This is a genomic window from Streptomyces sp. SID4985, assembly GCF_009863025.1.
In the GTDB taxonomy this organism is placed as follows: domain Bacteria; phylum Actinomycetota; class Actinomycetes; order Streptomycetales; family Streptomycetaceae; genus Streptomyces.
The window spans coordinates 1-4,354 of sequence record NZ_WWIR01000666.1 but is presented as its reverse complement, the minus strand read 5'-3'; the positions used below and the strand labels follow the sequence as shown (position 1 = coordinate 4,354).

The following is a 4,354-nucleotide window of genomic DNA, read 5'->3' as shown; positions in this document are numbered from 1 at the left end:
CGTCGCCGGTGGGTACGGCGAGGCAGGTCTCGCCGTCGCGGCCCGCGACCTCGGGGATCGCGCCGCCGGTGGTGGCGACGAGCGGGGTGCCGGTGGCCATGGCCTCGGCGGCGGGCAGCGAGAAGCCCTCGTACAGCGAGGGGACGCAGGCGACCTCGGCCGAGCGGATCAGGTCGACCAGTTCGGCGTCGGAGATGCCCTTGACGAACTCGACGGCGCCTTCGAGGCCGTAGCGCTCGACGGCCTGGGCGACCGGGCCCTCCTCGGGGCGCTTGCCGACGACGACCAGGTGGGCGTCGGGGTGTTCGGTGCGGACCTTGGCGAGGGCCTCGACGAGGAACACCAGGCCCTTGAGCGGGACATCGGCGCTGGAGGTGGTGACGATCCGGCCCGGCACCTCGGCCACGGCCGGGTCGGGGGCGAACAGGCCGGTGTCGGCGCCGATGTGGACGACGTGCACGCGGTCGTCGCGGACGCCGAGGTGGTCCACGATCTCCTGGCGGGAGCTGCCGGAGACGGTGAGCACGGAGGGCAGCCGGCGGGCGACGCGCTTCTGCATCCGCGTGAAGGCGTACCAGCGGCGCACGGACAGACGGCGCTGACGGCTCTCGGCGGCGTCCAGCTCCAACTGCCGGTCCACGGTGATGGGGTGGTGGATCGTGGTGACGAGCGGCGCGCCGACATCGCCCAACAGCCCGTATCCCAGGGTCTGGTTGTCGTGCACGACGTCGAACTCGCCGCGTCTGGCGCGCAGATGACGGCGGGCGCGCAGCGAGAAGGTCAGCGGCTCGGGGAAGCCGCCGGTCCACATCGTGGCGACCTCCAGCGCGTCGACCCAGTCCCGGTACTCGTCCCGCTTCGGGGTGCGGAAGGGGTCGGGCTGGCGGTAGAGGTCGAGGCTGGGCAGCTCGGTCAGGCTCAACCGGCCGTCGTAGTCCTCGTGTTCGTCGAGCACGGGGTACGGCTGCGAGCCGATGACCTCCACGCGGTGCCCGAGCCGGGCCAGCTCGCGGGAGAGATGGCGCACGTAGACGCCCTGTCCGCCGCAGAAGGGGTTGCCCTTGTAGGTGAGGAGCGCGATGTCCAGCGGTGTCCCGCCGTCGGCAGCCGGGTCCTGTCGGGAACCCGTCTGACTGGCCTCAGCGGTCACTCCGGGCCCCCTTCTCCCTGCGCGGTCCCGCGAGACTACGACGGGACGTCAATGTGGAACAAGTTTCAGCTGATCATCCAGGAGGCTCCGAATCTACCGGCTGGTAGGGCGGCTGTGACCGGTCGACCAGGTGATTCGCGCCACCACCGGAGACCGGGCCGCGCTGTCCGGGCCAGGAGGGCCCACCCGCGGACACCACCCCGGACGGGACCGCCAAAGTGCCCGTCCTCACCCGGCCGGTGTGGTCCCGGCCACTCCTCGGGGGGTGGGGGCGCCGGGTAAAGTGGCCGGGTCGTCATACACCCGTACGGGGGGAAGCCGGTGCGATTCCGGCGCTGAGCCCGCAACCGTGAGCCGTCCCGCAGGGGGCGGCGAGCCGGAGCGCCCCGGCGGGATGTGACCGGCTCACGTGTGTGGCACCCCTGCCGCGCACGGCACCGTCGAGGTCTACGGAGCCGAGCCGCCCGGGGGTTCCCCGTGCGCTGCCCGGCTTCCTTGCAGGAGAGGCAGTCGCCGACCATGAACGTCCGCCGCAGTGCAGCGGCTCTCGCCGCGATAGGCGTGCTGGCCACCGCCGCGCCCGCCATGGCCGCCGACGCGACCCCGTCGCCGTCCCCGGTGCCGGTCCCGGCCGGGCTGTTCGGCAAGGCCGACCCCACCTACGACGGCGTCTGGCGCCAGTCGCTGGCCCTGCTCGCCCAGCACACCGTCGGTGAGCGCCCCGCCGCCTCCGCCGTGCGGTGGCTGACCGGCCAGCAGTGCGCCGACGGCGGTTTCGCCGCTTTCCGCGCCGACAACGCCAAGCCGTGCGGCGGCAAGGGCCCGCTGGCCGACACCAACAGCACCGCCGCCGCCGTCCAGGCGCTCGCCGCGCTCGGCGGCCACGACGACGCGGTCGGCAAGGCCACGAAGTGGCTGACGGGACAGCAGAACAAGGACGGCGGCTGGGGCTACTCCCCCGGCTCCCCGAGCGATGCCAACTCCACCTCCGTGGTCGTCGGCGCGCTGACCGCCGCCGGTCTGGACCCGGCGAAGCAGCACGCCAAGGGCAAGGCCCCGGCCGAGGCGCTGGCCGCCCTGGCGATCCCGTGCGGGAAGGACGGCGGGGGCGCCTTCGCCTACCAGCCGGACAAGAAGGGCAAGCTCGCCGCCAACGCCGACGCCACCGCGGCCGCCGTGCTCGGCGCCCTCGGCAAGGGCTTCGTGGTGGAGCCCGCCAAGGCCCGCGACAAGGCCCCCGCCTGCACGGACTCCGGCAAGGCCACCCCCGGCCGGCTGGCCGACAACGCCGCCGCCCACCTGGCCGGTGCCGTCGCCAAGAGCGGCCACCTGATGTCGGCGATGCCCGGCGCCGAGGACCAGCCGGACTTCGGCAACACCGCCGACACGGTGGTCGCGCTCGCCGCCGACGGCTGGAGCGCTCAGGCGAAGGCTCCGTACGCCTGGCTGGCGAAGAACGCCGGTCCGTGGGCGCAGCAGAGCGGCCCGGCCGCATACGCCCAGCTGATCCTGGCCGCGCACGCGCTCGGCGAGAACCCGAAGGAATTCGGCGGCACCAATCTGGTCCAGGCGCTGGACAAGCAGGGCCCGGCGCCCGAGCAGGCGAAGAAGGCCGCCGCCGCGCACAAGGCCGAGGAGAAGAAGTCGAACCACCAGGTCTGGTGGTTCGTGGGCTCCTGCCTCTTCGCGGGTATCGGCGCCGGTTTCCTGGCCAGCGGCCGGAAGAAGAACCGGACGTGACCGTCGTCCGCCGTGCCGCGACGCTCCTGGTCGCGGCCCTGCTCCTCCTCGCCGGGGCCGCCCAGGCCCACGCCACCGGCTACCGGTACTGGTCCTTCTGGGACCGCTCCGGCGGCCGGTGGACGTACGCGACCCAGGGGCCCTCGACGACCCGTCCCGAGGACGGCGACGTACAGGGCTTCCGGTTCGCGGTCAGCGAGGACTCCGCGGACGCGACCCGTCCGCGCGGCACGGCGGACTTCGCCACCCTCTGCGCCCGCACGCCCGCCAAGCAGGGCACCAAGCGGGTCGCGCTCGTCATCGACTTCGGCACCCCGGCCGACGCGCCCCCGGGCGAGAAGCCGCCGCCCGTCCGTACGGCCTGCGCCCGCGTCGACCCCGACGCGACCAGCGCCGAGGCCCTGGCCGCGACCGCCAAGCCGCTGCGCTACGACACCAACGCCCTGCTGTGCGCCATCTCCGGTTATCCGCACCAGGGGTGCGGGGAGCAGGTCGCGGCGGGCGGCAAGGCACCGGCGAAGCACGACAAGGCCGCGGAGAAGGACAAGGCCGCCGAGAAGGACTCCGGCGGCCCCTCCCTCGGGCTGCCCGTCGGCGCGGGTGTGATCGCCGTCCTCGCCGGGGCGGCGGTGTGGCAGGCCCGGCGGCGCCGGAATGCCTGAGCGGTCCCCTCAACTCCACCCTGGTGCCTGGTGGTTGTGGGCCCTCGGGCTCGGCACCGCCGCCACCCGCACCACCAACCCGCTGCTGCTGGCCCTGCTCGTCGCCGCGTCCGGCTATGTGGTGGCCACCCACCGCTCCGCCGCGCCCTGGGCCCGTTCCTACGCGGCCTTCGCCAAGCTGGCCGTCGCCGTGCTGTGCGTACGCCTCGCCTTCACGGTCCTCCTCGGCTCTCCGATCCCGGGTACGCATGTGCTGTTCACGCTGCCCGAACTCCCCCTGCCGCACTGGGCGCAGGGCATCCGGCTCGGCGGCCCGGTCACGGCCGAGGCGCTGCTCTTCTCCGGCTACAACGGCCTGAAGCTGGCCGCCCTGCTGATCTGCGTCGGCGCGGCCAACGCCCTGTCCAGTCCGGCCCGGCTGCTGAAGTCGCTGCCGGGCGCGCTGTACGAGGCGGGTGTCGCCGTGGTCGTCGCGCTCACCTTCGCACCCCATCTCATCGCGGACGTACGGCGGTTGCGCGCCGCCCGGCGGCTGCGCGGGCGCCCGGACCGGGGTGTACGGGGGCTGCTCCAGGTCGGACTGCCGGTGCTTGAGGGCGCGTTGGAGCGCTCGGTCGCGCTGGCCGCCGCGATGGACGCGCGCGGCTTCGGCCGCACGGCCGAGGTCCCCGCACGGGTACGGCGTACGACGGCCGCGCTCACCCTCGGCGGACTGCTGGGCGTGTGCGCGGGAACGTACGGCCTGCTCACCGCCGAGGGCGGCACCTACGGGCTGCCCGTACTGCTCGCCGGGGCCGCCGCC

The 4,354-nt window shown here is 74.2% G+C and carries 4 protein-coding genes and 1 riboswitch; of the genes, 3 read left to right on the top strand and 1 reads right to left on the bottom strand.

All coding sequences use genetic code 11. From position 1 onward, the window contains the following. Positions 1-1,150, bottom strand: a 1,150-nt coding sequence (locus tag GTW40_RS28905; RefSeq protein ID WP_161183085.1) for a glycosyltransferase family 4 protein, incomplete at its 3' end; no start/stop codon positions are given. A 311-nt stretch (positions 1,151-1,461) separates the two neighbouring features. Further along, positions 1,462-1,537, top strand: a riboswitch (cobalamin riboswitch). A gap of 132 nt (positions 1,538-1,669) precedes the next feature. On the opposite strand from GTW40_RS28905, the gene GTW40_RS28900 reads away from it, so the two are divergent. From GTW40_RS28900 to GTW40_RS28890, 3 genes are all read left to right on the top strand, one after another. Next, positions 1,670-2,890 (top strand): prenyltransferase/squalene oxidase repeat-containing protein, encoded by a 1,221-nt coding sequence (locus tag GTW40_RS28900; RefSeq protein WP_161183084.1) that lies wholly within the window; start codon positions 1,670-1,672, stop codon positions 2,888-2,890. After that, a complete protein-coding gene (locus tag GTW40_RS28895; protein WP_161183083.1) occupies positions 2,887-3,552 on the top strand; it encodes an SCO2322 family protein in 666 nt (221 codons plus the stop codon). Before GTW40_RS28900 ends, GTW40_RS28895 begins: the two co-directional genes overlap by 4 nt. Next, positions 3,545-4,354, top strand: an 810-nt coding sequence (locus GTW40_RS28890; RefSeq protein ID WP_161183082.1) for a CbiQ family ECF transporter T component, incomplete at its 3' end; no start/stop codon positions are given. The genes GTW40_RS28895 and GTW40_RS28890, both read left to right, overlap by 8 nt.

Excerpts from the sequence above, each read along its gene's own strand:
- GTW40_RS28900 (WP_161183084.1), top strand. The coding sequence starts at position 1,670 with ATGAACGTCCGCCGCAGTGCAGCGGCTCTCGCCGCGATAGGCGTGCTG.